The sequence below is a fragment of the Mesorhizobium sp. genome, assembly GCF_004962925.1.
Taxonomy (GTDB): domain Bacteria; phylum Pseudomonadota; class Alphaproteobacteria; order Rhizobiales; family Rhizobiaceae; genus Mesorhizobium.
In genome coordinates this window covers 1-2,287 of the sequence record NZ_SUEO01000372.1, presented here as the reverse complement: position 1 = coordinate 2,287, position 2,287 = coordinate 1, and the positions used below count along the sequence as shown (strand labels likewise).

General features: G+C 58.8%; 2 protein-coding genes and 2 pseudogenes. 2 read left to right on the top strand and 2 right to left on the bottom strand.

Annotation, left to right across the window (positions count from 1 at the left end; translation table 11 throughout):
• Nucleotides 1-272: 272 nt before the first annotated feature.
• Both E5W87_RS35050 and E5W87_RS36250 read left to right on the top strand, forming a co-directional pair.
• The gene (locus tag E5W87_RS35050) at nucleotides 273-800 is read left to right on the top strand and encodes a DUF892 family protein (protein ID WP_292408436.1); all 528 of its coding nucleotides are present in this window, start codon (nucleotides 273-275) and stop codon (nucleotides 798-800) included.
• 319 nt (nucleotides 801-1,119) lie between these two features.
• Nucleotides 1,120-1,324: pseudogene (locus tag E5W87_RS36250) on the top strand (catalase); the annotation flags it as partial.
• A gap of 259 nt (nucleotides 1,325-1,583) precedes the next feature.
• On the opposite strand, the gene E5W87_RS35045 reads toward E5W87_RS36250, so the two are convergent.
• Both E5W87_RS35045 and E5W87_RS35040 read right to left on the bottom strand, forming a co-directional pair.
• Entirely contained in the window at nucleotides 1,584-1,769 is a 186-nt protein-coding gene (locus E5W87_RS35045) for a DUF3606 domain-containing protein (protein WP_292408433.1), read from the bottom strand.
• A 219-nt stretch (nucleotides 1,770-1,988) separates the two neighbouring features.
• A pseudogene (locus E5W87_RS35040) lies at nucleotides 1,989-2,287 on the bottom strand (transcriptional regulator); the annotation flags it as partial.

The window sequence follows — 2,287 nt, the reverse complement described above, 5'->3', positions numbered from 1 at the left end:
GGCTTGGATACCCAGGCCGGTGGTATGCTGCCGTTTATATACCCAAGACGGTATAACAGACAGAACCCACCGGAGAGCTTTTTCGCTAGTTAAGTATGCCAAAAAACTAAGACGCTTGATGAAGTAGAGATGGGGTCGGCCCCCTGGAGAAGGGCATCGCGAAGTTGATGGACGGCCGACCGCTTGATACCCCGAAATGAACAAATCCTGGGGCGGCGGATTATCAGCAGCCTCCGACATGGCGAGGCTCTACCAACCCGGAGACGAACACAATGGCAACCACAAAGAAGGCCGCGAAAGCGGAAGCTAAGGGCCTGGAAGAGCTCTTCCTCGACGGCTTGAAGGATCTTTATTACGCCGAGAAGAAAATCTTGAGGGCCCTGCCGAAAATGGCGAAGGACGCGGAATCGGAAGAGGTGACGGCGGCGTTTGATAAGCACCGGGCCGAGACAGAAGGCCAGGTCGAACGTCTCGACCAAGTGTTCGATCTCTTTGGCAAGTCCGCTCGTGGCAAGACCTGCCCGGCCATTGACGGCATCCTCGAGGAAGGCTCGGATATCCTCGAAGAGTATAAAGGCGCTCCGGCCCTGGACGCTGGCCTGGTCGCAGCGGCCCAAGCGGTCGAGCATTACGAGATCGCCCGCTATGGGATGCTCATCGCGTGGGCGGAACAGCTTGGAAAACCAGAAGCGGTGGAACTCCTCAAGTCCACACTCGAAGAAGAGACGAAAACAGAGGAAGCGCTCTCAGCTCTTGGTGAGGGCGCTGTGAACGAACGCGCATTGCAACAAGCCGCATAAACTGCTTCGGACGGAGCTGGCCCCGGCAGGGGCCTCTTCTTCTTACACGTCAAGAACTCCCCAACACCTTGCTCGCGCCGCCCGGCAGTGCCACTTTTTCCCGTTCATTCTACGGTCTCCACAGATCACCATAGACCGCAGGCGAACCCCCTCGAAGCTATTGAAGCCGAGGTGCGCGCGACCGGTACGGACCCGGAAGCACTTAACGACGCCGCCACTGGCGCGATGTGGCCTCGAATACAGGTTCTTCGAAGTAAATTACGCTGTGGGCAGCGGAAGCCCTCGTAAGAATGTGCTGAGGCAATTCGTTCCCGCAGGACAGGAGCAGCAAGACGTGAGCTATGCGTTCGTCAATTGCTTCGTCGAAGGCATTGATCCGCCCGAAGGCCGGTGGTCGAGCGGCGCATCTCTGGACGGTCAAGGGGGAGTTCTCGACGGTGGCTGGTGAACCCGCGGGTGGCGAGCCCGTGTTGGCGTCGCCGCGGCCTGACAGCGGCGCCCAGCAGGAGCAAATCAAGGGATAGACATTGAAGCGGCACCGGCAACAAAGGAGGACCGCCGCTCACCAAGGCGCGGCCCTTTCGTTACGTCCGCTGTCGTGTATCGATCTTGACTCCTAGGTGGCCGATCAGGAGAAGCTTGAAACGGATTAGGAAGTCGCCGATATGTGACGGCCGTCTCGCCGGCCCCAGAAATTTCGTAATCCAATGCGGCCGAGAGCGCGTGTCGGCTGGCCGTGGGACGGAAAGGCTGGCAGTTGCGCTAGACACAACGATGCGGCGGCTATGTCTTTCGAGATGCCATATACGCATCGAGCTTCTTTTTGGATGAGCCCTTTCTCTCGATTATCAGTGCGGCCTCACTTTCGGGGAAACCGTATTTCTCGGCGAACTCAGCGACTTGATAGGATTCTTCGCTGGAGGAGGCCAACCATAGATCTTCCGTCGCCTTTGATTTGTCATCGGCCATAGCTAATGCTCCTGCTCGATCAGCTGCAACTCGCGAGAGTGCGAATCGATCCTGGTCCGCGGAATCAGCCGTCAGCCCGACCGATTTCCCAGCGGTCAGGCACAGTTTTTCTGGCGACACCCATCATCGCGCCAGTGTTCGCGCGATGCAGCGTCGGCAGAGATCTGTGCATTCGCGAATTGGCGGCCAGCAGCGCAAATCGGCAAGCGCCATTCCAGTTCAGGCGAGGGCTTCGGCGCGTTCGGGGTCCCGCCGGATGTGCAGGCGCAGGATGATGTCCTGATCGTGATTGCCGAAACCCTTGCCGAAGATGTTCAGGCCCCCCGGATGCTCGGCGTGCTCGTCGATGCCGACCCGCAACTGTATCGAATGGTGCTCAGGAAGATGAAGCTGGTCGAGCGTCACATCCGAGGTTTTTTCGCCGTCGAGATAAGTACCGCCGTCGGTGGTCTTCCACGTCTTTAGGTGGCCGTATTGCGAGCCCTCGAGCTTCCACCAGCGCGGCGTGTAGATGCCGC